Below are 25248 nucleotides of genomic sequence, written 5' to 3' on the forward strand. Positions count from 1 at the left end.
GAGTCGGCGAGGGTCAGCCGGCGGGGGCGGGACCCGCCACCGCGGCGCCCGATGCGATGACCGCCTCGAGCTCCTCGTGGGAGTATCCCCAGTCGGCGAGCACGTCGCGGGTGTGCTGGCCGGGGCTGCACGGTGGGGACTGGATGGCTCCAGGGGTACGGCTGAAGCGCGGCACGGGCGCCGGCTGCAGCTGGCCGAAGTCGTCGACGTAGGTGCCGCGCTCCGCGAGGTGCGGGTGCTTGCACGCCTCGTCGAACCCGAGGACCGGTGCGAAGCACACGTCGGTGCCTTCCAGCACCTCGCACCACTCGTCCCGGGTGCGTTCGGAGAAGATCCCGGCGAGCCGGGAGTGCAGCTCCGGCCATCGGCGACGGTCGTCCTGGGGCCACTCGGCGGCGTCGAGGCCGAGCTTGTCGAGCAGCAGGGCGTAGAACTGCGGCTCGATGGATCCGATGGTGACGTACCGGCCGTCCGCGGTCTCGTACGAGTCGTAGTACGGGGCTCCGCCGTCGAGGAAGTTGCTCTCGCGTTCGGGCACCCAGACACCCATGTTGGCGAATCCGACAATGCTGGTGGCGAGCGCCGCGACTCCGTCGGTCATCGCGACGTCGAGCACCTGTCCCAGCCCGGACCGGTCACGCTCGACCAGCGCCGCGGCGACGCCGAACGCCAGCAGCATCCCGCCACCGCCGAAGTCGCCGACCAGGTTGAGGGCTGGCGGCGGGGGGCTGCCGCGCCGGCCCATCGCCGCCAGGGGTCCGGCCAGGGCGACGTAGTTGAGATCGTGGCCGGCCACGGTGGCGAGTGGGCCGGTCTGGCCCCAGCCCGTCATCCGGGCGTACACCAACCCCGGGTTACGCGATGTCGCTGTCTCCGGCCCGATGCCGAGCCGCTCCGTGACGCCCGGGCGGAAGGGGTCGAGCAGGACGTCGGCGCGGTCGATCAACCGCAGCGCAACCGCCACGCCGTCGGGAGACTTCAGATCGAGGGCTATCGAGCGACGACCCCGCAGCAGCAGGTCGTGTTCGTGCTGCTGGTGTTCGCCGAGGGGTCCACGCGGCGGTCGGTCGATGCGTACGACCTCGGCCCCGAGGTCGGCCATCATCATGGCGGCGAAGGGGCCGGGGCCGATGCCGCCCAGTTCGACGACCCGGATTCCTGCGAGCGGTCCCGCGTTCATCGCTCTCCTGTTCGATGTACCGGTTGACGCGGTGTGCGCCACCGGCGAAGGCGTCCGTCGTCCGTCATCGGGCGAGGTTCGCGGCCAGGCGGAAGGACTCCTGTACCTCGGCCTCGTCCATCCGGAACGGGATGAGGTGCAGGACCGGGACGCCGGGGTAGGCGGCGTAGCGGTTCAGCTGGTCACGACATTCGGCGACGGTTCCCGCGATCGCGAACCGGTCGATCATCTCGTCGGTGACCACACGCTCGGCCCGGTCCATCTCCTTCTGCCGCACGAGCCCCGCGATCGTGTCGGCCTCGGTGGCGAAGCCCTCCTCGGAGTACACCGCCCGGTAGTGGGGGTACTGGGTGAGGTAGACGAGGCTGCGCCTGGCCATTGCCCGGGCCCGGTCGGAGTCGGTCGACACGCAGCAGGCGAGGTAGTACCAGATCGTCAGGTCCTCGAGTGTGCGGCCGCGGCGGGCGGCCCCACGCTCGAGGCGGGCGACGGTCTGCTCCATCGTCCGTTCCGAGTGCAGCGCGCCGACCACCACGCCGTCGGCGACCTCTCCGGCCAGCGTCTGCATCGCGGGGCCGACCGCAGCCAGATGTACCGGCACCCGCACCGCGGCGTCGGCGAACGGAAGCTGGTACCGCTTGACGGAGAAGATCTCGCCCGAGTAGGTGAACGGCCCGGCTTCCGGCGAGGCGAGCACACCCCGGACGATGTCGGCGAACTCGCGGGCGCGGCGCAACGGCCTGTCGTAGGGGACGCCGAACCAGCGCTCGACGACGAAGGAGGCGCCGAGGCCCAGACCGAGGCTGAACCGCCCGGGCCCCAGTTCCGCGAGCTGCGCCGCCTGCTGGGCGACCACCACCGGGTTCACCGGATAGATCTGGGAGATGGCGGAACCCACCCCGATGGTGGACGAGCCGAGCAGCGCTGCGGTCATGGGCACGACCGGTTCGCGCCAGGCTTCGCCGAAGAACACGTGGTCGACGCCGCCTGCTTCGAGGGTGCGGACGAGGTCGACCTGAACGGCGAGCGGGGTGGACGCGAACACGAAGGACGCGGCGAGTCTCGGCACGTCAGGCACCTGCCTTCCGGTCCCACAGGTTCGTCGCAGTCCGGACGTCACGGGTCACGGTGCTGCGGTCGGTCTTGCCGTTGGCGAGCTTGGGCAGCGGTTCGGTGCGCACGTCGAGATAGCGCGGCACCTTCCACGTCGACAGTCGCTGTGAGCACCACCGCACGATGTCGTCCTGGGTCAGTTCCTGGCCCTGCCGCCCGACGACGACCGCGCACACCTCCTCGGTGTAGATCTCGTCCTCGACCCCGGTGACGAGGCACTCCTCGACGGCCGGGTGGTCCATGATCGTGAACTCGACCTCTTCTCCTGCGATGTTCTCGCCGCCGCGCTTGATGACGTTCTTGAGACGCCCGTGGAAGTAGGCGTTGCCCGCCGTGTCCATGGAGCACAGGTCGCCGCTGTGGACCCATCCGTCGCGCAGTGTCGCCTTCGTGTTCACGGGGTCGCGGTGGTACTCGATCATGACGTCCGGGTGCCGGAAGCACAGCTCGCCGAGCTCGCCGGTCTCCACGGGCGTCCCGTCCGGCGCCAGGATGCAGATCTCGGCGGAGTCCGGTACCGGCTTGCCGATGATCTTCGGAGGGTGCTCGGAGGTTCCCGGTGCCTGCAGGGTGCCCATCCCGGAGGTCTCCGTCATGGCCCACGTCGTGCAGATGTCGACACCGAACCGGCGGCAGAAGGCCTCGTTGCGGACGTGGGAGAACATCACCCGCATCGGGTTGTCGGCGTCGTCGTCCGACGGCGGGGCGGTCATGAGGATCGACAGCTGCGTGGGCATCAGGAGCGCGAGGGTCGCACCGGAGCCGCGCACGTCCGACCAGAAGGACGTGCGTGAGAACCTGGGGACGAGGACGAACGGGCAGCGTGCGGCGATCGCCGGCGCCAGCATCATGTGCGTCGCGGCGGTGTGGAACAGCGGCATGGCGCAGAACATCCGGTCGCCCGGCCCCATCCCGAGCCGTTCGGCGATGCCGCGGCCGGCCTGCGCGAACCCGGCGGCAGGCTGGACGACGCCCTTGGGCCGGCCGGTGCTGCCCGAGGTGTACCGGATGGACATGGCGGGTTCACGGTGCGCGGGCTCGGGAGGCCGGTCCTCGCACCGACCTCGCAGTGGCCCCAGGTCGCCTGCTGCGTCGGGGACGACGATCACCTCGACCTCGGCGCCGTCCTCCCGGTGCGCGAGGACGGCCGCTGCGCGGACTGCCGCCTCGTCCGTCGGGTCGGTGACGACGCACCGGGGTGCGGCGTGGCCCAGCACGTACGCGGTCTCGTGCGCGGTGGAGCCGGGGATCAGGGGGACGGTGACCGCACCGATCTTCTGCGCGGCGAGCTCCAGGAGCAGGAGCGACAGACCGTGTGGCAGCTGGTAGGCCAGACCGTCACCGGCCCGGACTCCGCGGCCGAGCAGGCCGTCGGCGACGCGGTTGCAGGCGGCGTCGAACTCTGCGAACGACCACGTCCGCTCGCCGTGGATCAGGAACAGGGCGTCGGGGGCGTCGTCCACGGCGGCTTCGAAGAAGCGCCTCACCGTGTCGTGTTGTTCCGCGGGCAGGGTCTCGGTCGTGCGCGTGCCCGGATGAGTGGGCGGCATTGCTCACCTGCCTAGTGATGGGGCTGGGCGTCAACACCTAGCACCTCACGAGGAGACCCCACAAGAGTTTCTGTACCGATCGATACACTCGCGGGGGCATCCGGTTCGGCGACAGGTACTCTTCGCCGATCACCGGACCCGACGCCCCGTGGATCTCCGACGATCGTCGAGGGCGACCCGCACCGCGCGTGCTTGGCCGATCGGACAAGCGTTGGTCGGACATCTCTGGTGCTGGCACACAGACGACGGCAGTCGCCCGGCTCACACTCTGGAACACGGCATTCCGCCCGCGCCGACCGCCCGCACCCACGCCACCACGGCCTGACCGACCACGGACCGGGAGAGCCCTCCATGCACCCTCAGAGCGGAGCGTCGTTCGTCCAGATCGACGAACGACCCCTCAACAGACGCCAGAAAGGTCTCATCACCGCCGCGGTCCTCGGCACGATGCTGGAGTTCTTCGACTTCTTCATCGTCGCATTCATCCTGACGGTGGTCTCGGGACCCTGGCACCTCACCTTCGGCCAGAGCGCGTTCATCCTGCTCACCGCCGGCGTCGGCGCGATCATCGGATCGTTCGTCTTCGGCGCCCTCGCCGACCGCTGGGGCCGGCGCAAGATGTTCATGGCGACGATCCTGATCTTCTCGATCGGGACCGGCGCGCTCGCACTGGTACCCGAGGGCGGCTGGTTGATCTTCGGGCTGCTCCGGCTGCTGGTCGGCTTCGGTGTCGGCGGTCTGATCGTCGTCGACGTGCCGCTGGTCCAGGAGTTCGTGCCCTCGAGCCGCCGCGGCTTCCTCGGCGCGCTCGTCGTCATGTTCGTCCCGCTCGGCTCGCTGCTCGGCAGCGCCAGCGCCGCCTTCCTCGGACCGCTCATCGGGTGGCGTGGACTGGTCCTGCTCGGCCTGCTCCCCGCACTGGTGAGCATCTACGTACGTACGCAGGTGCCCGAGTCCCCGACCTGGCTCATCCGGCAGGGCCGCCCCGAGGACGCCCGCCGGTCGGTGGCCTGGATCCTGGACATCCCGGCGTCCGAGGTCATCCTCCCGGAGTCGGTGGAGGAATCCCGGAGTCGCTGGCGCGACATGTTCCGCTACCGCCGCAGCGTCGGCTTCACCTGGCTGAACAGCCTCGCGGTGCAGATGGCCTACTACGGGATCAACCTGTGGGGGCCGACGCTGATCGCGATGACCATGGGGACCTCCCCCGCCGACGCCGCGTTCCTCTTCATCTTCGTCAGCCTCGCCGGGTTCGTCGGCCGCATCGTCGGCGCTCGCGCCAGCGACGTGTTCGGGCGGCGCCGGACCGGTCTGGCCGCCATGCTCGGCGCAACCGTCGCCATCGTGGCGATCGCCCTGTTCCACGGTGAGACCATCGGCGGGGTCGCACTGTTCTACCCGATCCTCATCATCGGCTGGGCCTTCCTCGACGCGTCCTTCTCGGTCGGGCTGCCCTACTGGTCCGAGATGTTCCCGACGAGCATCCGCGCCAGCGGCGTGGGCGCGGCGTACGGATTCGGCGGGCTCGGCAAGATCGTGGGTCCCGCGGCGCTGGCCGTGATCTCGGGGGCAGGCACCGTCCTCACCCCGAAGGCGACCTCCGACGCCATCGGACCCGCCTTCTGGTTCTTCGCGATCTTCGCCCTGCTCGCGGCCCTGACCTACATCTGGCCCGCGATCGAGACGAAGGGCAAGAGCATGGCCGAGCTCGATGCCCTGCACGAGGCGCAGGTACGCACGCCCTCCGGGCGGCGCACGGCCGACCGACCCCAGGTCACCAGCAGCAGCTGACGAACCCGGGTCCACCGGGGCCCGCCGCGACACCGCGCAGCAACGGAACGAACGCAGCGGCGCACCGCGCGACCGCACACCGAGACGGAGGCATCGATGCGAGCGTGGGTCCCCACATTGCAGCCGGCGGAGCCGGTGGAGTGGCACCACGTCGAGGAGCCGGTGCCGGGCCCCGGAGAGGTCCTCGTGGCGGTGGAGGCGTACTCGCCGAACCGTGGCGAGGCCTTCCTGCTCGAAGCACCGCGACCCGGGTGGCGCCCGGGCAAGGACGTCGCAGGGACGGTCGCCGCGACCGGACCGGACGTGAGGTGGCCCGAGGTCGGTACCCGCGTCGTCGCGCACCCCGAGTCGGGAGGCTGGGCCGAGCGCGTGGTCGTCCCCGTCACCAGGTTGGCCGAGCTTCCCGACGACATCGACGCGGTGGTGGCCGCGGCCCTGCCCCTCGCGGGTCTCACCGCGTTGCGCCTGCTCAAGGTCTGCGGGCCGCTGTTCGGCAAGACCGTCCTGGTCACCGGAGCCTCCGGCGGGGTCGGGCACTACCTCGTCGAGCTCGCCGCCGCGCAGGGCGCGATCCTGACGGCCGTCTCGTCCTCCCCCGACCGCGGCCGACGCCTGCGTGAGCTCGGTGCCGCCGAGATCGTCCACGACGTCGCCGACACGTCCGGGCCGTTCGACGTGGTCGTCGAGTCCGTGGGCGGCGACGTCCTCCCGAAGGCATGGGCCCGGCTCGCCGGTCGAGGCCTGCTGGTATGGCTGGGGCAGGCCTCGCGCGAACCGGTCACGCTCGACTTCTTCGACTGGTCCGGCGCGGAGAGCGGAACCCTGCGCAAGTTCAGCTACGCCGACTCCGACCGCGGTGAGGACGAGGATCTCGCCACCCTCGTACGCCTGGTGCAGGCAGGGCGTCTGCACCCGGAGATCGGCGACGTCCGTCCCTGGTCGGACACCTGCGCCGCGCTCACGGACCTGGTGGCCCGCAAGATCCGCGGCAACGTCGTCCTGACGGTCGATCCGGGCGGACTGTGAGGCCGAACCAGCCGGGTCCGCACGACACACGCACAACCAACGACACCCACGCACCCGGATCCGGGTGGACTCGAGGAGGAGAAATGGGCAGGTTCGACGGCAAGGTCGCGCTCGTGACGGGCGCGGCACGGGGACAGGGCGCCAGCCACGCCGCGTCGTTCGCCCGGGAGGGCGCCGACGTCATCCTGGTCGACCACGTCACCAACATCGACACCGTCCCCTACGACCTGGCGAACAAGGCCGACCTGGACGACGCGGTCGCGGCGGTCGAGTCGCAGGGCCGGCGGGCGTTGGGCGTGGCGGCCGACGTCCGGTCGCAGACCGCGCTCGACGCGGTCGTCGCGCAGGGCCTCGAGCAGTTCGGCCACATCGACGTCCTCGTCACCAACGCCGGCATCTGGAGCATGGCGCCGCTCTGGGAGCTCACCGACGAGCAGTGGCAGGACATGATCGACGTCAACCTGACGGGCGTGTTCCGCACGATCAAGGCCGTCGCGCCGCACATGATCGAGCGGCTGTCGGGAAGCATCGTCGTCACCTCGTCGGCGAACGGCCTCGAGCCGGCGCCGAACTACGCCCACTACGTGGCGTCCAAGTTCGGTGTGATCGGCCTGGCCCAGAACGCCGCTCTGGAGCTCGGTCCGTACAACGTCCGGGTCAACGTGGTCGCGCCGGGCGTGGTCGACACGAAGCTCAACGACTGGCAGGGCGGCTACGACATGATCGCCGGGCACCCCGGCGGGACCCCGGAGGACCGCGTCGAGGGTGTCCGGCACTGGCCGGTGCTGCGCGGCCGGTCTCTCCTGACGCCGCAGTCCATCTCCAATGCCGTGCTGTGGCTCGCCTCGGACGACGCCGCCGACATCAGCGGCATCACCGTCCCGGTCGACGGCGGCCACTGCGTGCTGCCGGGGTTCAACCACAACCCCGTCAAGTGAGCTGACCGCCCAGGGCCGACCCTCAGGGGTTTGTCCGATCGGACGAAGCTGGCGATCAGATCTCGAACGCCGGTCCGATGACCGGCGCGACAGCCGCAACCAGAATCGAAGTAGTCGACAAGCCGTCGCGAGACAGCAGCGTCGTGAAAGGAGTTCGTCATGGACACGACCGATGTCCCCCGCGAGCAGATGCTCAAGCGGGTCGCCAAGTTCGCCGACCTCACCCGCTCCGTCGGAGGGTTCCCCGACAGCGACATCCCCGGCTGCGAGCGCACCCTGCTCAACGTCATCGGGTTCGACCCGCCGGACGAGGTTCCCGGTTCGACCGACAAGGTCATGTCCCCCGTCGGGGACAAGGGCTCCGAAGCCTCGGCCATCCCGATCTCCGAAGGCTTCAACCTCGGCTACGTCGAGGCCCAGCCCGGCCACGGCGTCATGAGCCACCACCACGACACCAACGAGACCTTCACGGTCATCAGCGGCACCTGGCGCTTCACGTGGAACGACGCCGACGACGAACACATCGACCTCGGCCCCCTCGACACCATCACCTTCCCCGTCGGGGTCTCCCGCCGCTTCACCTGCCTCACCAGCCAGTCCGGCGACCCCGACGAACCGGCCCTGATCATGGTCGTCGTCGCCGGTAACAAGCCCAGGGCCTTCATGCGGCCCGACTTCCTCGACGAAGCCCGCCGCACCGGCAAATACACCCCCCGCACCTACACCACCACGGTCTGACCGACCGGCGGCTTCCAGGTCCCGGGCACGACCTGCCCGCGGTGCCGGGAACCGGATCGAAGGGCGCGTGTCGGCACGGTCACCAAGGCCGCGACCGACGCACGCCCTTCGATTGCGTTCCGGACCCGGCGCTGCGGCGCCCGCTGCTCCACCGCAGGAACGACCGAGCCGGCCGCGATGCTCATCAGGACCGACACCGACGTGATTCGCGAGAAAGGACACCGCCGTGAGGGCGTGGCAGCTTCGGACCTTCGGGCTGGAGAACCTCGAACTGGCCGAGACCCCGACACCGGAGCCCGGCCCCGACGAGCTCCTCGTCAAGGTGGGCGCAGTGGCGCTCAACTTCCGTGACAAGGCGATCGTCGACGGCATCTACGAGCCGGACAAGATGCCCGAGAACCTCATCCCCGTGGCCGATGCCGCGGGGACCGTGGTGGCCGTGGGCGAGGGCGTGACCGCGTTCGCCGTGGGCGACCGCGTGACGTCACACTTCTACTCGCGGTGGCTGGAAGGTCAGCCGTCGCACAACGAGCCTGACTACTCCCTCGGTGGTCCGCTGCACGGCGGCCTGGCCGAGTACATGGTGCTTCACGAGGACACCGCGGTCCCCGCGCCAGACACCCTGTCCGACGAGCAGGCGGCCACCCTCCCGATCGCCGCGTTGACCGCCTGGTACTCGTTGGTGGAGAACGGCAAGGTCCAGGACGGGCAGACGGTCCTGATCCAGGGCACCGGAGGCGTCTCGATCTTCGGGGTGCAGTTCGCTGCGGCGCTCGGAGCCCGGGTCATCGCGACCTCGTCCAGCGACGAGAAGCTCGAGCGTGTGCGCGAGCTCGGTGCCACCGATCTGATCAACTACCGGACCCACCCGGACTGGGAGAAGGTCGTCCTGGAGCTGACCGACGGGCTCGGCGTCGACGTGACATTGGACGTCGTCGGTGGTGCGGGCCTGAACAGGTCCATCGCGGCGACCCGGCCGGGCGGCCATGTCAACGTCATCGGTTTCCTCGACGGCCAGACGGCGTCCGTCGACCTGATGACACTGCTGTTCCGCCAGACCAAGATCCACGGCATCGCGGTCGGGCACCGGGCGTCCTTCGTAGAGATGAACAACTTCATCGACGAGCACAAGATCCTGCCGGTGATCGACACCGTCTACGAGTTCGAGGACGCGATCGCGGCCTACGAGCACCTGAACCGTGGGGCGTTCGGCAAGATCGTCGTGAGGGTCGGCTGAGTTCGAGCCCGCCGGCGTTGTCGGCCTACGAACTCGGCATTCGGCGTCGGGCGACTCGAGCCGTGCGCCGGGGAACGGCCGGGACGTAGTTGTGCCACCCGTTGTGAGGGTCCGGCCAGGGCTCTCCTGTACGGGCGGCACGGGGGCGAGACAGGCCATCCACCACGATCAGGCACAGCCCAACCGCTGCGGCCTGACCGATCCGTCCCTGCCCTGGCCCGGCCGACGTACCCACGGCGTGAAAGGGCTGGACGGGCCGGCAACTGCCGCACGCCTCCATGCGGCCGAAGGAACAATCCAGGTGTCGCCACGTCGTGACGATCACGTGCGCCGAGGCCGCCATGGACGGCCGGAACTCGATTGACGCCCGTCGCCCGGCCGGAATCCTCACGACCGGGCGACGGGGGACTGCGGCGGGCCCGGGGTCCCTCGAGGGAAGGGCGATCCGCCCGGAACCAGGCAGCTTCTGATCAGTGGCGCAGGCCGTACTTCCTCAGCAGGGGCATGACCTCGGCCCCGAAGTAGCGAAGCTCGGGGACGTAGTCATGGAACCCGAACACCGCGCCGCCCATGCCGGCGTCGCTGAGCTCGCCGAACTGCTCCGCGACCTGTTCGGGTGTGCCGACCAGACAGGGGCCGCCCCAGCTGGTGAGGAAGCTCTCCTTGAACGAGGTGATCTGCGTGGCGAACGACTCGCTCTGGATACCGAGGGTGTCCATGACGATCTGGGCACCAGGCCAGTCGCCCTGGTCGACGATGGCCCGGTAGGCGGCCTTGGCTTCCTGCTCGGTCTCGCGGCAGATGACGAGGCAGTAGGTCCAGACATCGATGTCACGCTCGTACTCGTCGTGGGCCAGGTTCTTGATGTTCTTGACGTAGCCCCCGATCTGGTCGACGGGCAGCGCGATGAGGTTGACGTCGACATTGCGGGCGGAGAAGCGTTGACCGGCCGGTGAGGCACCGGCGTTGAGCAGGACGGGGCGGGGATCCTGCAGCGGCTTCGGATAGGCGTGGGCGCCGGTGGAGTTGAAGTACTCCCCGGCGAAGTCGAAGTTCCCCGGTTCGTTCCACAGCCGCATGGCGAAGTCGAGCCACTCCTGACCGTATGCGTAGCGCTGGTCGTGTTCGAGCTGCTTCGTCCCGAACAGTTCCATCTCCGGGGTGAACCAGCCCATCACGAGGTTCATCCCGAAACGGCCGCCGGAGATGTGGTCGATCGTGGTCGCCATCTTCGCGGCGACCACGGGGTGGATGACGGGGAGATGGGTGGTGCAGAAGACCTCGATGTCGGTGGTCGCCTGCGCAAGCCCGGCCGCCCACGTGTATGTCTCGTAGCAGACTGCGTGGACATGGGTGTTGCCGCCGAACCCGGTCCAGCGGCCGACCGGCACGAGCGCCTCCAGCCCGAGCGCGTCGGCCTGCCGGGCGATGTCGAGCTGCTGATCCCAGGTCACGCGGAAGCCGCTGGGCGCATCGCTCATCACGATGCCACCGCTGCAATTGGCCGAGAAGATGCCGAGCTTCATCTTCTGGTCGTTGAACATCCTGCTCTCGCGCGTGGGGCGAGTCTTACCGAGCAGATTGTCCTGCTCGTGAGCGGCGAGCGTCATTGCGTCCTCCACGGTTGCCCGATCTGATTGTCGGGAACGGTATTGAGGTGCGACGCGGGCCACTATCCGATGCCCGCCACCGACTGTCCGTCGGCCGCCGGTTCGACGATATTCCTGCCTCACCGATCGCCATTCGAGTCCATGAAAGGTGTGTCGAAGGCGAGCCGTGGACCAGCGCGGCACCGGTGGATGCGGTCGTCTCCGCCGGAGGAGGCGCACGGATGCCGGGCTCGGCACTGTTCGTACGAGCGTCGCTCCTGGTCGGCCGGCGATCGACGGCGCGCCGACTCGATCGTGCGGGAGCGGTCACCAAGCCCGGTTGAGGACCGTGATGATGTCGGCTTCGTCCTCGATCGGACGTGGGTTGGCGGACGCGACGAGGTCGGACGCGATCTCGTGGGCGAACGCGGGGAAGTCCTCACGGTGGACGCCGACCTCCCGTAGCCGGGTCGGCAACCCGAGCGAGCTGATGAAGCAGCGCAGGAGCTCGGCTGCCCCGGTCTCGGGTGGACGGCCGAGAACGTCGGCGAGCAGGCGCGCTACCACCGCCTGCGGACGCTCGGAGTGTTCGGAGTTGTACTCCAGAACCGCAGGCAGGAGCACACACGAGGTGATCCCGTGCGGCACGCCGGCGCGGCCGCCCAGCTGGTGGCCGAGGCCGTGGCTCAGCCCCATTCGGACATTGCCGAGCCCGAAGATCGACTGCCAGGACGCGACCTGGCACTGCCCCCGCGAGTACAGGTCGTCGGCGTCAGCGACCGCGGGCGGCAGATGGCGCAGCATCCTGGCGAGGCTGTCGGTCGCGAGAGCGTCCGTGATCGGCTGAGCGTTGACCGAGCACATGGTCTCGACCGCATGGTCGACGGCCTTGATTCCGGTGGACGCCCAGAGCCGGCCCGGGGTGTGCCGGGCGAGGGAGGGGTCGAGCAGGATGGCGCGCGGGGTGAGCTCGGGTGCGTCGTAGACGTCCTTGACCCCGCGAAGAGTGTCGGTGACGCCCAGGATTCCGGTGAACTCTCCGGCCGAGAGGGTCGTGCTGATCGCGATGTGCGGAAGCAGGGGCCCGCGGTGTCCGCCCGAATGGGCGGCGGGGTCTGCTGCGCGTTGCCCGATCAACTCCTCCCGGGTGCGCACTCCCCGGGCGAGGCAGAAGGTGACGGCCTTGGCGAGATCGATCGGGCTGCCGCCGCCGATGCTGACGACGGCGTCGGCGCGGCAGCGCTCAGCGGCCTGGGTCGCGTCGAGAACCACACCGTGCGGGACGTGCGGACGCGCGCCGGTGTACACGTCGACGATCCGCCCGGCACTGGCCTCTGCCAGCAGCTCGTCCAGTGCGATCGCACGGCCGAGACTGGGTGAGGCGACGACGAAGACCCTGCTCGCCCCGAGCCGCTCACACACTTCACCGAGGCGGTGGAGCACTCCTGGACCGAACAACACCTGCTCGAACCGCGGCTGGACGAACTGTCCCTGCACCGGCGCGACCGTGCGTCCCGGGGCGACCGGCAACCTCGCGTGCTGCGCCGGCGGACGGGACCCGGCGGCGCTCATGCGCCGGCTCCGGCTGCGGCGACGGCGGGGCCTTCCCGTTGCCGTCCGGTGCGCGGACGGGTGACGACGCCTGAGCCGGCGGCCGCGCCCCGCAGCAGGGTGCGGGAGCGGGGCAGCGCGACAGGACAGGCGCAGCTCGCCGTGGGATTCGGGACGGAGCGCAGCATCGACAACTCCTCGGTGATCACGCCGGCCGACGGATCGTCGAGACGCTACTGAGCACGTACGTGCGGTGCTATCCGCCCGTGGCCCGAGGATGTCCGCATCGCGACGGCCGCGGCGCCGACCGACGGGCGAGACGGCGGACACGACATCCGAGGGCGGTCCGCGTCGGGCTGTCCGGCTGCAGACACGTTCGTCGCGAATCGGATAGCAGCAGACGCGGAAAGGATGGTGAGCGCGGCCACATCGACTACTCTCTGCCGCAGGTTGGAGGTGTGCGATGACCCAGCTCGCGGAGGACCCCGACGTCAGAGCGGACGAGATGGAGAGCGAGCGGGAGCTGCTGGCCACCCAGGACCTGGAGCAGGCACGTGACATCATCACCCGCGTCTACATCCCGCACGACCTGCGCACCCGGGACGGCAACCTCCTGGACTTCCGGCTTCGGCATCTGCGCTCCGAACGGCTGACGGTCGGCCACTGCATCTACGGGGCCGACGCTGAGCTCACGGTGCCGCCCATGGGCGACTGTTACCACGTCAACCTGACCCTGCAGGGTCAGACCTCGGTGACGCAGCGCCGCACGACGGCGGAGACGGAGGGACGCAAGAGCGCGGTTCTCCTCGGGCCTACAGAACCGTTCACGGTCCGCTGGAGCCCCGAGGCGGTGCAGTACGCGCTCAAGGTTCCGCGGCTCTCCCTCGAGGCCCACCTGTCGCGGCTGATCAACCGCGCGGTCGAGCGGCCTGTCGAGTTCGACCTGGGGTTCGACCTGAGCGGCGCACGGGGTCAGGCCTTGTTGTCGGCCATCCGTTTCCTGCGCGAGGAGCTGACCCGGCCGGGTGGCATCGCCACGATGCCGATGGCCCGGGACCAGCTCGAGTCGCTCGTGATGACCCAGCTCCTGCTCACCGTGCCCAACGAGTACAGCGAGCTGCTGCAGTCAGCCGAGCGACCCGCGGGCCGGGACGTCGTGCGTGCCGCGCTCGAACTGATCGACGAACATCCTGAGCGCAACCTCACGCTGGCCGAGCTGGCGGGGGCCGTCGGGTCAAGCGCGCGAGGCCTGCAGCGGGGATTCGCCAACTCGATCGGCATGTCGCCCATCGCCTATCTCAGGTCCGTCAGGCTCGATCGGGTACGGGCGGACCTGCTGACCGGAGCTGCTGGACGATCGGTGTCCGACGTCGCGATGAGTTGGGGGTTCTACCACCTCGGTCGGTTCGCCCAGCAGTACAAGGAGCGGTTCGGCGTGCTGCCGTCCGAGGTGTTGAACAACGCTCGCCGCGCGCAGGAGGACCCACCGAGTACGTGACCGGCTGGACGGGATCGCTCCGCGGACCGGGCCGCCCGACCACGGCGACCCGCCGTGGAACAGGCCGCCACTTCCACACATCCCGGACCGTGGACCGTCTGGTACAAAAAGACCCCACCTCGGGGAGCGACCCAGGAGTTGCCGGCGGCCGGGGCAGCGACACAACCGGTGGCGGCGCGGATGCCGCTGATCTCCGCCAGGCCCGCCGGCAGCCCTCGACCACGGGCCGGCGCGCCGGCCGGAACAGGGAGGACGACCGATGCCGAGTCCAACGGTTCAAGGGATCGGACGCGACGGGCTCGATCGACAGGCCCGAACGAGTCACGTGACGATGGCCGAACTCTACGAACGTGCGTACCGCGACTACGGGCCACGCACGGCTGTGCGCACCGACGACGGCGAAGTGACCTACGCCGAGCTGGGCGAGCGAGTGCACCGGATCATCGGCGGGCTCACGGACCGCGGGATCCGCCCGAGCGAGCGCGGGGTCCTCCTGCTGGACAACTGTCCCGAGTTCCTGGAGATCGACCAAGCACTGTTCGTGGGCGGTTTCGTGCGGTGCGCGCTCAGCGTGCGGCTGCACCTGCGTGAGGTGCTGCACATCCTGACCGACTGCGCCGCAACCGTCGCCTTCGTCTCAGCCGATTGGGCGGGGCAGCTGGCAGACGCACGTGACCAGCTGCCCGATCTGCGGCTCGTGGTGACCGTGGCCGGCGGGCCCGGTGACCTCACACTCGACGAGCTGCGGGCGGCCCAGGTGGTCGACACCGTCACGCCCGCGGCAGCCGATCCGGCGGCCATCCTCTACACGAGCGGCACCACGGGGCAGCCGAAGGGCGCCACCCTCAGCCAGGCGAACTGGGCGACGATGGTGCGCAACGAGCTGATGGAGTTGCCGCCCGTCGTCGACGGCGACGTCGTACTGCACGTCGCGCCGCTGAGCCACCTGAGTGGCTACGTGGGCCCGGCCTACCTCGTCCGTGGCGCGACACACGTCACGTGTTCCAGGTTCGACGCGGAGCGGACCCTGGAGCTCATCGAGCGTCACCAGGTGACGATCTTGCCGATGGTGCCGACGATGCTGAACCTGCTGGTGCTGGCCGCCGAGCAGCTGTCGAGCGACCGCTCCTCGCTGCACACGATCGTCTATGCCGGGTCGGCGATCGCACCCGATCGGCTCGTTCGCGCCCGCGAGGTGTTAGGCGACGTCTTCGTCCAGTTCTACGGGCTCAGTGAGATGCCGATCCCGATTGCCTGCCTGTCGCGGGAGGACCATGCGTTCGACCCGGCCGAGGGTGTCCCGACGCGGCTGGCCTCGGCAGGGCGGGTGGCCCCGTTCGTCGAAGTCGCGCTGCTCGACGACGAGGGGCGTCGGGTCCCGTCCGGCGAGGTCGGCGAGATCACGGTCCGTGGTGAGCAGCTGATGATGGGCTACTGGGGCCGACCGGACGCCACCGCGGAGATGATCGACGCCTCGGGCTGGGCCCGTACCGGCGACCTGGGCCGGATCGACGACGACGGATACCTGCACATCGTCGATCGTAAGAAGGACATGGTCGTCACCGGCGGCTTCAACGTGTACCCCACAGAGGTGGAGAACGTCGTCAGCACGCTGCCCGCGGTGGCCGAGGTGGCGGTCGTGGGCATTCCTGACGAGAGGTGGGGGGAAGCGCTGAAGGCGATCGTGGTCGTACGCGACGGGCACGTGCTCACCGTCGATGAGGTCCTCGCGGCCTGCGCCTCCCAGCTCGCCGGCTACAAGAAGCCCCGTTCCGTCGACTTCGTCGACGCCTTGCCCAAGACCGGCTCCGGGAAGATCATGCGCCGAACCCTGCGTGATCAGTTCTGGACGGGGGGCGAGCGGCGCGTGGGCGGGTAGGCGGCCTCACCCGGTGACCGGACGCCGGTCAAGGGGGCGAACGTCACATGAATCAGGCTGCCGGTGATGGGACCGATCGGTACCATCGATCCATGACACCCACTGGCGGAGAGGGACGCGTCGCGCTGGTGACCGGCGCGTCTCGAGGAATCGGAGCAGGAATCGCGCGTCACCTGCTCGATCGCGGGGTCCGGGTTGCCGGCGCGTACCGTTCGGGGCGCGATTCCGTCGTCGAGCTCGCTGCCCGGCACCCCGGACAGGTGCTGCCGGTGCACCTCGACCTAGCCGACCCCGACACGCTCAGCGCAGGCGTCGACGAGGTCCATCGCCACTGGGGCAGGCTCGACTCGCTCGTTCTCAATGCCGCGGTCTGGGACGGCGGGCGGCTGACCCGGATGGACCCCGACGCCTGGTGGCGGGTGGTGGAGACCAATCTGCGCGGTACCGCGACCATCGTCCGTGCTGCTGTGCCGCATCTGATCGCGGGCGAGAACCCCAGCATCGTCATCGTCGGGTCGGTCGTCGGCGAGATCGGCTTCCCCGGTGACACCGCCTACGCGAGCGCCAAGGCCGCTGCCGTCGGTTTCGCGCGCTCGTTGGCCAAGGAGCTGGCGTCGAAGAAGGTGCGGGTGAACGTGCTCGCGCCCGGCTTCGTCGACACCGACATGACCGCGGCCGTGCCCGCCGGCTCGCGGAACGCGATCGTCGAGGCCACCCTGCTCGGCCGGTTCGGGACCGTGGACGAGATCTCGCGCGCAGCGGTCTTCCTCGCCGAGGACGCGACGTTCTGCACGGGCACCGTGCTCACCGCCGACGGCGGCTGGTCCCTGTGACCGCGCGGGAACGTGTGGCCGACGCTCCGCGGACGGCGGCCAACGCCCCGCCGTGGGCCACGGCGGGCCGCCGGTAGCCTGTCGCCAATCAGGTCGACGGCGGGCGCGACGGACGGTATCGAACAATGGCGGGGACGGCCTACTACGAGTTCAACCGCGACCGTGTCATCGGCACGGCCGCCGAGCTGTTCGCCCGTAACGGGTACCACGGCACGGGCATGGCCGAGCTGGGCCGCGCCGTCGAGCTGGGCCGGGGCGCGCTCTATCGCTACATCGGCAGCAAGGAAGCTGTTCTCTACGCGATCAGCAAGGACCAGGTCGACAAGATGAACAGCCACGCCGAGGCCGTGCTCGACCGCGATCTCGAGCCCCGCGAGCTGTTGCGGGAGATGGCCCGTGGCCTGCTGCGCAACATCGCCGACCACCGCGCGGAGTGGACCGTGTTCTTCCGCGAGTACAACGCCCTCACCGGCGAGCGCCGCGACGACGTCATCGCCGCCCGTGAGCGGTACGAGGGCTACTGGCGCCAGGCGCTCGATCGCGGCGTGTCCGGCGGTGCGCTCCGCCCGACGCCTCCGTTGCTCGTCAAGGGCATTCTCGGGATGCTCAACTACACCTACCTCTGGTTCACCCCGGAAGGTGAGCTCGCCCCCGAGGAGCTCGCCGACCTCTTCCTCGACGCCCTCATCGACGGCATCCACGTCTGACGGTCGTCCCTGCGCCGTCGCGCCTCGGGCGCGCCCGGCCCCCGCGTGCGCGATGCCCCCCGCATCGTCGCGCGGATCAATGCGTTCGGACCAGGTATCACGCACGACACACAGTCGTCGCTGTTCAGTCTGATGCACACGCATTAATCTGAGCCCATGGCATGGGACTTCGACACTGACAGTGCATACGCGGAGCGGCTCGCGTGGGCGGACCGCTTCGTCCGTGACGAGGTCGAGCCGCTGGACCTCGTCCTGGGCTCGCCGTTCGACAAGGCGAATCCGGAGACGGTCGCCGTACTGGAACACCTGCGCGCGAAGGTCAAGGATCAGGGCCTGTGGGCCTGCCACCTCGGGCCCGAACTGGGCGGCCAGGGTTACGGGCAGGTGAAGCTCGCTCTGCTCAACGAGATCCTGGGCCGGTCGTCGTGGGCACCGTCCGTGTTCGGCTCCCAGGCACCGGACTCGGGCAACGCCGAGATCCTCGCGCGCTTCGGCACCGAGGAGCAGAAGACCACCTACCTGTATCCCCTGCTGGACGGGCGGATCGCGTCGTGCTACTCGATGACCGAGCCGCAGGCCGGCTCCGACCCCTCGCTGTTCACGACGAGCGCACGCCGCGACGGGGACAGCTGGATCATCGACGGCGAGAAGTGGTTCCAGACCAACGCCCGGTTCGCGGCGTTCTTCATCGTCATGGCCCTGACCGATCCGGACGCCGGTGCCCACCACGGGATGTCACTGTTCGTCGTCCCGGCGGGAACACCGGGGCTGGAGATCGTGCGACACGTCGGCGTCGGGACCGAGGCCGCAGAACGTGGCGAGCACGCCTACCTCCGGCTGACGAACGTACGGGTCCGGGCCGAGGACATGCTGGGAGAACAGGGCCAGGCGTTCGCGATCGCGCAGACCCGCCTCGGTGGCGGGCGCATCCACCACGCGATGCGCACGATCGGCATGGCACGCCAGGCGTTCGACATGATGTGCGAGCGAGCGGTGTCCCGGCAGGTGCGCAGCGGAACGCTGGGCGAGCTCCAGATGACCCAGGAGCGCATCGCCGACAGCTGGATCGAGATCGAGCAGTTCCGGTTGCTCGTGCTCCGCACGGCGTGGCTGATCGACAAGCACCAGGACTACAAGCGCGTCCGTGGCGACATCTCCGCGGTCAAGGTCGCCATGGCGAAGGTCGCCCACGACGTCGTGCTCCGGGCCCTGCACCTGCACGGCTCGATCGGCATCTCCAACGAGATGCCCTTCTCGCGCATGATGGTCGACGCGGAGACGATGGCACTGGCCGACGGCCCGACCGAGGTGCACAAGCAGGTGCTGGCCCGGCAGGTGCTGCGCCAGTACACCCCGAGCACCACGCTGTTCCCGAGCTACCACCTGCCCTCCCGTGAGGCGGCGGCGCGGAGGTACGTCGACGGCCTGCTCGAACACGTCGTCGCCCAGTACTGAGGCGCGGCGGACGGCTGCGACATGATGCCCGGGTGAGCAGCCCGACCACCGCCGATCGTCTGGTCGCGACCGCCACCCGGTTGTTCGCCGCACGCGGCGTGGACGGTGTGAGCCTCCGCGAGATCAACCGGGAAGCGGGCGCGACGAACGCAGCAGCGGTCCAGTACCACTTCCGCGGACGCGACGGCCTGCTCCGGGCGATCCTGGACACCCACCTCGGGTCGGTCGAGGCACGGCGACACGCGATGCTCGACAGCTACGAGGCCACCGGCGTCGACGACCTTCGCGCGCTGACGGCAGCGCTCGTCCGTCCCTACGCCGAGAAGCTGGCCCATCCGCCGGAGGGACCGGCGTTCCTGCAGGTGTACGCGGAGCTCGTGAACGGGCCGAATCCGATGCTCGAACCGGGCACGCTGGACGACCCGGGCAGCAGCCTCTACCGATGGCGCCGGGCTGTCGAGCCGCTCCTGGAGCCGGCCGCCGTCCGGCTCCACCTGCGCTACACAGCGATCTGCCACACCCTGACCGAGCTGGGCCGCCGCGCTCGCGCCGGCCGCGGTGACGACCATCGGCTGTTCGTCAGCCATCTCGTGGACACCACCGCGGCGATACTCGCCTCGACACCGTCGGAGGAGACCCTCACGCTGCTGCGTGATCACACGCCGCGTTCCCGGAGGCGCGCCTCCCAGCCGTGAGCGTCGGGGTGCGCCGACCGTCAACCGACGCGTCGCTCGTCGGACAGGCCGTGGCCCACCGGGACCGGCACGAAATGTGCCGGCAACCAGGTGTAGCCCTCCCCCACGGCACGCAGGTGGCCGATCCCCGGGAACGGCAGGTGCGCACCACCGACCCACCACCCGTTCGTTGCGACGGCGTTCAGGACCTCTGCGCGGGCATCCACCGCCCTGCCCGGGTCGTTGTCGATGGCGACCGAGACGTGCGGCAAAGGGAGCTGGACCCGGTAGCTGTGCACGATGTCCCCCCAGAAGAGCACCGCCGCCCCCTCGGTGCCGACGAGGTACCCGGTGTGGCCTGCGGTGTGTCCGTGCTGCTGCAGGGCCCGCACCCCGGGCAGCACGGCGGGCCCGGTGAACGCGTCCAGCCGCCCCCGGTCCAGATAGGGCGCCAACGAGGCGGCTGCCGCCCGGTGGATCTCGGCCTGCACACCTTCGGCGTGCGCGCGGATCCCGTCGTCCAGCCAGTACGCGACCTCGGGGGCGGCGACGTGCACGGTCGCGCGGGGGAACGCGGCGGTTCCGTCCGGCGCGACCAGACCTCCGGCATGGTCGGGATGCAGGTGCGTGACGAGTACGTGGTCGACGCTGCGCGCCGAAACGTCGGCGGCCCGGAGACTTTCCGGAAGTCCGCCGGTCGCGGGCCCGAGCGTCGTCCCGCTCCCGGTGTCGACGAGGATCCTCTCCCCACCGTGCTCGACGAGGAACGCCAGCACCGCGGTGTGCGCGTCACCGTCCTCGGGCAGGTAGGCGTCGGCGAGGCACTCGCGGATCACGCGTTGCGGCACACCGTTCAGGTCGGCGGCGGCGATCGGGACGTACCCGTCGTAGAGCGCGGTGACGATGAGGTCGCCGATGCGGAATCGTTGAAAGCCCGGCGCTTGCGCGTGGTTCTGGACAGACACTTCTTCAGCCCGTTCGGGTGGTGGGTGGGGGTTGACGCTCAGTCGTGACGGGCGGTCGGACCGACCGCGGTGGACAGGAACTGCTCGAGGGTGGTGGTCGTGGTGACGGACCGGTCTGCCTCGCGAATGTGGATGCGACCCGCGGCCACGTCGAGCGTCATCGCCACAGTGCCGTCGGCCATGTGCTCGGAGAAGCCCGCCCGCCGAAGCTGGGTGCGCAGTGTCTCCTCGGTGAGCTCCACGTACCGGGCCCCGGGAATCCCGGCAGCTGTCCCGATGGCTGTGGCGGCCTCGGCGAGGCTGCGGTCAGCGGGGCCGGTGACCTGGACCCGGCCGGGCGCGAACGGCCGCACCCCGAGCAGCAGCTCGGCGGCCACCCGGGCGATGTCCGCGACGGCGATCATCGGCAGTGGCAACGACGCCGGCAGGAGGCCGCTCAGTTCACCGGTGGCGCGCAGCGTGGCGACGTCGGGCAGCAGGTTCTCCATGAACCACCCGGCACGCAGGTGCATCGCCGGTATCCCGGTCGCGTCGATGGCCTCCTCCAGGTGCCGCAGCCCCCACACCGGCCCCCGGGCGCCGGTGTAGTTCGCCGCCCAGCCGCTCAGCGTCACCACCCGCCGCAGGCGGCCGCGGCGGAAGGCCTCCCCCACCGCCCCGGCCTGCGCGGCGATGACGGCGCGCTGGTAGGAGGCGAAGTCCTCGCAGTCCGGGATGAGCCCCGGAGCGAGCATGACGAACGCCCCGCTCGCGTCGGCCAGTACGTCGGTCAGCCGATCGGCGTCGTCGAGAGCGGAGGTGAAGGTCCGGGCACCGCGCCCGGCCGCCGCGCCGAGGCGCCGGACGTCGCGCGCCACCGCGACCACCTGGGCGCCGGCGTCCAGAAGATGCTCCACGACCGCGGATCCGGTGGCGCTCGTGGCGGCAGTCACGACGAACCGCTCGTCGTCCCCCGAGGCCTCCCGTGGAACAGATCGCGACCCCGGGTCGGGCCGGCCGATGGTGTTGTCGGAGTTCATGTCCAGATGATGCGCGCGGTGAATCCGCGCAACCAGTCACTGCCATGGTGAGGCACGCGCGCAGCCCCGCGAGGCAGACTGGAACACGTGAGCAACGAATGGTCGTCCTCGGCCGAGCTCGGCACGTTCCTGCGCAGCCGCCGCGCCGCTCTCACCCCGGACGCAGCCGACGTGGTCAGCCACGGGCAACGGCGGGTGCCGGGTCTGCGACGCGAGGAAGTCGCCCAGCTCGCGGGCATCAGCACCACGTACTACACCCGGCTCGAACAGGGTGAGAGTCACCAGATCTCGGACTCGGTGCTGGACGCGCTGGCCCGCGTGCTCGATCTGGGGCCGGACGAACGCGCCCACCTGGTACGCCTCGCGGCCCCCGGCCGAGCCGCACGCAGGCCCGGCGATGATCAGGAGCGGCTCCGGCCGGCGATCCAGGCGCTCGTGGACGGCGCCACCGGGCAGGCGGCGATCATCGTGGGCCGGCGGACGGACCTCCTCGGCGCGAACCGTCTCGGCTACGCCCTGTGGGGGTTGCCGAGGCCGGACCCGCACAGCGAGCAGAGGGCCCCCAACGTCTCGCGGTTCGTCTTCCTGTCCCCCGCTGCTCGCGACCTCTTCCCGGACTGGGAGAGCCAGGCCCGTTCTCTCTCCTCCTATCTCCGTGTCGCCGCTGCCGACTATCCCGACGACCCCGTCCTGCACGGCCTCATCGGCGAACTGAGCGTGCGCAGCCACGACTTCGCACGGATATGGGCCGACTACCCCGTCGGCGACTGTGTCCACTCCGTTCGCGAATACCGCCATCGCACGGCAGGGACGATGGTGCTGAACGAGGAGATCGTCCGACTTCCCGACGACCCGGGAATCCGCATCATCTTCAGCGGGGCCGAGGACGGCACCCCGTCGGCCGACCGCCTCCGATCTCTCGCAGACGGCGGCTGACTCCGGCGGCCGGGTTACGACCGTGCCCGGGGGGGCCGTGCCGATGCCGAAGGGCGGCACCGGTCAGAAGATGGCGGGCCAGGTCACCGAGAAGGCCTTGGCCTCGCCGTCGGAGAGGTTGCGGTACCGATGGACGCCACGTCCGTCGAAGTAGGCGACGTCGCCTGGGTTCAACGTCACCACCTCGCCCTCGTACTCGAGTTCGATCTCGCCTTCCAGGACGTAGACGACTTCCTCCGACTCGAATGCCGCGGCCTCGGACATTCCGCCGCCCGGCTCGTAGACGGTCAGCGCGGGCATGAACTTCGAGTGGCCTCGAGCTGACATGACCCGCACCTCCATCTGCTCGGACGGTGAGGTCAGACGCCGCTCCATGCCGGCTCGGACGACCGTCAGTCCCCTCTCCCCGGTCTGATCGCCCGGGAGAAGATCGGCCACGCTCACTCCGAAGGCATCCACCAGCCGCATGAGCCGTGTCACCGTGATGTCGTTCTTGCCGTTCTCGACCTGCGAGAGAAAGGCGCTGGAGATGCCCGTCATCTCCGATACCTGCGCGATCGACAGACCACGTTCCTTACGAAGCGCTCTGAGCTTGTCGTGCAACGTCGTGTCGCTCGCACCCGCCGCTGCCCGGGCCGACAGGCCCGTCCCGTCGCCGTCTCCTGGTTGCACACTGCCGCCTTCGAGGTTGCATCGACGGGGCGCTGCATCGCCTGCGGCGCCCCGTCACGAGCCGGGTCCGCCGCCGCCCGGTGGCCGGCGGCGGACCATCGTTCACTGAGTCGTCTCTCGGGAAAGTCTGCCCGATGTCCGACGCATTGCGATCACACGGCGACTTCTGCGGACGTGTCGACGCGCTCGAGGAAGTCGACCATGATCCGGACCGACTCGTCGGGCGACTCCAGCATGTTCGCGTGGCCGACGCCCTCCATCACGGCGAGTTCGGCACCCGGGATGCGCTGGGAGATCTCCCGGTTGCCGATGCCGCTCGGGCCCGGGTCGAGCCCGCCGAGCAGGTCGACGTCACCACAGACGACCAGCGTCGGTGCGGTGATGCGGTCCAGATCGGCGCTCAGGTCCATCGCGACGATCGCGTCGACGGCGGCGCGGAACACCGAGAGCGAGCAGTTGCGGTCGAGCACCTCCCGGATGGTGGTGGCGGTGGCCGCTCCGTCCGGGGTGTCGAGGAACGCGGCCGAGAGCGCGCCCGCCGACATCGCGAGGGCGAGCGCTTCGCTGCCCATGCCGTAGGCCTCCGCCAGCGCCTTCTGGACCAGCAGGTTCGACACGAACATGCGGTCGCAACGCGCCGCGGTGCAGCTGAGGATGAGACCGCGCAGCTTCTCGGGATACTTGGCCGCGAGCTTCATCGCGACCATGCCGCCCATCGAGGTGCCGTGGACGTGCACCGCATCGAACCCGAGGGCGTCGATGAGCGCGGCGCAGTCGTCGGCCCAGACCTCCATGTCGTAGTGCTGTTCGGGACGGTCCGATCCGCCGTATCCCCGCAGGTCGAAGTCGATGACCTGGAAGTGCTGGGCCATCTTGCCCGATACCGGGGCGAAGTTCTCGTGCGCGAAACCGGAGCCGCCGATCTGCAGCAGCGGCGTGCCGGTTCCGGTGATCTCGTACCAGATGTTGCAGTCGTTCACCCGTGCGTGGGACATGTACTCACTACCTTCAGCTCGATTGTCGAGACTCGATCGGCCCGGCCGGGCCCCGGCCGCTCAGAAGCGGTACACGCGCTCGGCGTTGCCGCGCAGGATCAGCTGCTCGGTCTCGTCGCCGAACTTCAGATCCGCGATTCCGGAGATCGCGTCCGCGAAGTCGAGAATCGGGTAGTTCGTCGCGAACATCATCTTCGTGGCCCCGTCCCCGCGGATGAAGTCGGTGACGTCGCGCGACCACGAGCTCGGGTGATGCGTGTCGAGCGCGATGTAGACGTTCGGGTGCTTCCACGACACCGCGACCATCTCCCGCTCCCAGGGGTAGCCGACGTGCAGACCGATGATCGGCAGCTCCGGGAAGTCGACCGCGATGCGGTCGATCGTGCTGGGGTGGCCCACGTTGTACAGGTTGTTCTGGAACGCCTGCCCGACCTGGATCTGGATGGGGACGCCCAGCTCCTGGCACTTCGCGTAGAACGGGTAGTAGACGCGGTCGTCGGGCGCGAGCCGCCACCAGTGCGGGTAGCTGTGCGCGCCGACGAAACCGGGGGCCTTGCTGGCCTCGTCCAGGTTGCGCAGGCCCTGCGAGATGTTGCTGGGGTTGACGCTCTGGACCGCGTACAGCCGGCCCGGGTGCCGCAGCGCCATCTCGGCGGGAATCTCCCACGGGATGTCCCACTCGTTGCCCGCCTGCGCGGGCACGATCAGCTTGTCGACGCCGGCGGCGTCCATCGCCTGCACGAGGTCGTCGGCGGTCGAGGGCTTGTCCCAGATCCCGAGCCGCTGAAGCACGGACTTCTGGCCGGGGTGCTGGTAGGCGCCTTCCTTCGTGTCCGGTGTGAACGGAAGGCAGGTGAGGTCGATCGCGCCTGTAGTGCTCACTTCTGATGACACCTTTCTGG

At 69.7% G+C, this 25248-nt stretch carries 22 protein-coding genes; 12 read left to right on the top strand and 10 right to left on the bottom strand.

The genetic code is table 11. The features are described from left to right. Positions 1-13 precede the first annotated feature (13 nt). From PSU4_RS13415 to PSU4_RS13425, 3 genes are all read right to left on the bottom strand, one after another. Complete coding sequence (locus tag PSU4_RS13415; protein ID WP_147107366.1) at positions 14-1180, bottom strand: CaiB/BaiF CoA transferase family protein; 1167 nt, start codon at positions 1178-1180, stop codon at positions 14-16. A gap of 64 nt (positions 1181-1244) precedes the next feature. Continuing rightward, entirely contained in the window at positions 1245-2249 is a 1005-nt protein-coding gene (locus PSU4_RS13420; protein WP_147107369.1) for an LLM class flavin-dependent oxidoreductase, read from the bottom strand. A 1-nt stretch (position 2250) separates the two neighbouring features. Continuing rightward, positions 2251-3780: a class I adenylate-forming enzyme family protein gene (locus PSU4_RS13425; protein WP_246115096.1), complete on the bottom strand. Its 1530-nt coding sequence runs from the start codon at positions 3778-3780 to the stop codon at positions 2251-2253. 414 nt (positions 3781-4194) lie between these two features. Between PSU4_RS13425 and PSU4_RS13430 the strand changes: the two genes are divergently transcribed. From PSU4_RS13430 to PSU4_RS13450, 5 genes are all read left to right on the top strand, one after another. Beyond that, positions 4195-5634, top strand: coding sequence for an MFS transporter (locus PSU4_RS13430; protein WP_147107377.1), 1440 nt, complete (start codon positions 4195-4197; stop codon positions 5632-5634). Between the two features lie 96 nt (positions 5635-5730). Then, positions 5731-6660, top strand: coding sequence for a zinc-binding dehydrogenase (locus PSU4_RS13435; RefSeq protein ID WP_147107379.1), 930 nt, complete (start codon positions 5731-5733; stop codon positions 6658-6660). Positions 6661-6743: 83 nt separating this feature from the next. Then, complete coding sequence (locus PSU4_RS13440; protein WP_147107382.1) at positions 6744-7598, top strand: mycofactocin-coupled SDR family oxidoreductase; 855 nt, start codon at positions 6744-6746, stop codon at positions 7596-7598. Between the two features lie 159 nt (positions 7599-7757). Then, positions 7758-8336, top strand: coding sequence for a cupin domain-containing protein (locus PSU4_RS13445; RefSeq protein WP_147107385.1), 579 nt, complete (start codon positions 7758-7760; stop codon positions 8334-8336). A 226-nt stretch (positions 8337-8562) separates the two neighbouring features. Continuing rightward, positions 8563-9573 carry a zinc-dependent alcohol dehydrogenase family protein gene (locus PSU4_RS13450; protein ID WP_147107388.1) on the top strand — a complete coding sequence of 337 codons (1011 nt, stop codon included), beginning with the start codon at positions 8563-8565 and terminating at the stop codon, positions 9571-9573. 470 nt (positions 9574-10043) lie between these two features. Here the strand turns inward: PSU4_RS13450 and PSU4_RS13455 are convergent, their stop codons facing one another. Both PSU4_RS13455 and PSU4_RS13460 read right to left on the bottom strand, forming a co-directional pair. Continuing rightward, positions 10044-11183, bottom strand: coding sequence for an LLM class flavin-dependent oxidoreductase (locus PSU4_RS13455; RefSeq protein WP_246115097.1), 1140 nt, complete (start codon positions 11181-11183; stop codon positions 10044-10046). A gap of 306 nt (positions 11184-11489) precedes the next feature. Beyond that, positions 11490-12659 (bottom strand): iron-containing alcohol dehydrogenase, encoded by a 1170-nt coding sequence (locus PSU4_RS13460; RefSeq protein WP_186816921.1) that lies wholly within the window; start codon positions 12657-12659, stop codon positions 11490-11492. Positions 12660-13176: 517 nt separating this feature from the next. Between PSU4_RS13460 and PSU4_RS13465 the strand changes: the two genes are divergently transcribed. The 6 genes from PSU4_RS13465 (at position 13177) to PSU4_RS13490 (ending at position 19780) form a co-directional block, all read left to right on the top strand. Beyond that, the gene (locus PSU4_RS13465; protein WP_246115098.1) at positions 13177-14211 is read left to right on the top strand and encodes an AraC family transcriptional regulator; all 1035 of its coding nucleotides are present in this window, start codon (positions 13177-13179) and stop codon (positions 14209-14211) included. A 331-nt stretch (positions 14212-14542) separates the two neighbouring features. Next, complete coding sequence (locus tag PSU4_RS13470) at positions 14543-16090, top strand: class I adenylate-forming enzyme family protein (RefSeq protein WP_186816922.1); 1548 nt, start codon at positions 14543-14545, stop codon at positions 16088-16090. A gap of 92 nt (positions 16091-16182) precedes the next feature. Continuing rightward, a complete protein-coding gene (locus tag PSU4_RS13475; RefSeq protein WP_147107404.1) occupies positions 16183-16923 on the top strand; it encodes an SDR family NAD(P)-dependent oxidoreductase in 741 nt (246 codons plus the stop codon). A 125-nt stretch (positions 16924-17048) separates the two neighbouring features. After that, positions 17049-17630 carry a TetR/AcrR family transcriptional regulator gene (locus PSU4_RS13480; RefSeq protein ID WP_147107407.1) on the top strand — a complete coding sequence of 194 codons (582 nt, stop codon included), beginning with the start codon at positions 17049-17051 and terminating at the stop codon, positions 17628-17630. Positions 17631-17786: 156 nt separating this feature from the next. After that, positions 17787-19085: an acyl-CoA dehydrogenase family protein gene (locus tag PSU4_RS13485; RefSeq protein ID WP_147107410.1), complete on the top strand. Its 1299-nt coding sequence runs from the start codon at positions 17787-17789 to the stop codon at positions 19083-19085. A gap of 32 nt (positions 19086-19117) precedes the next feature. Next, positions 19118-19780 carry a TetR/AcrR family transcriptional regulator gene (locus PSU4_RS13490; protein WP_147107413.1) on the top strand — a complete coding sequence of 221 codons (663 nt, stop codon included), beginning with the start codon at positions 19118-19120 and terminating at the stop codon, positions 19778-19780. Positions 19781-19800: 20 nt separating this feature from the next. Here the strand turns inward: PSU4_RS13490 and PSU4_RS13495 are convergent, their stop codons facing one another. Beyond that, complete coding sequence (locus PSU4_RS13495) at positions 19801-20724, bottom strand: MBL fold metallo-hydrolase (protein WP_186816923.1); 924 nt, start codon at positions 20722-20724, stop codon at positions 19801-19803. Between the two features lie 38 nt (positions 20725-20762). Then, the gene (locus tag PSU4_RS13500) at positions 20763-21743 is read right to left on the bottom strand and encodes an NmrA family NAD(P)-binding protein (RefSeq protein WP_147107418.1); all 981 of its coding nucleotides are present in this window, start codon (positions 21741-21743) and stop codon (positions 20763-20765) included. A gap of 87 nt (positions 21744-21830) precedes the next feature. On the opposite strand from PSU4_RS13500, the gene PSU4_RS13505 reads away from it, so the two are divergent. Then, entirely contained in the window at positions 21831-22679 is an 849-nt protein-coding gene (locus tag PSU4_RS13505; RefSeq protein ID WP_147107421.1) for a helix-turn-helix transcriptional regulator, read from the top strand. A 63-nt stretch (positions 22680-22742) separates the two neighbouring features. Here PSU4_RS13505 and PSU4_RS13510 read toward each other — a convergent pair whose 3' ends face one another. From PSU4_RS13510 to PSU4_RS13520, 3 genes are all read right to left on the bottom strand, one after another. Then, positions 22743-23282: a helix-turn-helix domain-containing protein gene (locus PSU4_RS13510; RefSeq protein ID WP_186816924.1), complete on the bottom strand. Its 540-nt coding sequence runs from the start codon at positions 23280-23282 to the stop codon at positions 22743-22745. 221 nt (positions 23283-23503) lie between these two features. Beyond that, entirely contained in the window at positions 23504-24346 is an 843-nt protein-coding gene (locus PSU4_RS13515; protein WP_147107427.1) for an alpha/beta fold hydrolase, read from the bottom strand. A 60-nt stretch (positions 24347-24406) separates the two neighbouring features. Then, positions 24407-25228 carry an amidohydrolase family protein gene (locus tag PSU4_RS13520; RefSeq protein WP_186816925.1) on the bottom strand — a complete coding sequence of 274 codons (822 nt, stop codon included), beginning with the start codon at positions 25226-25228 and terminating at the stop codon, positions 24407-24409. Positions 25229-25248 lie beyond the last annotated feature (20 nt).

This window comes from Pseudonocardia sulfidoxydans NBRC 16205, assembly GCF_007989085.1.
GTDB lineage: Bacteria > Actinomycetota > Actinomycetes > Mycobacteriales > Pseudonocardiaceae > Pseudonocardia > Pseudonocardia sulfidoxydans.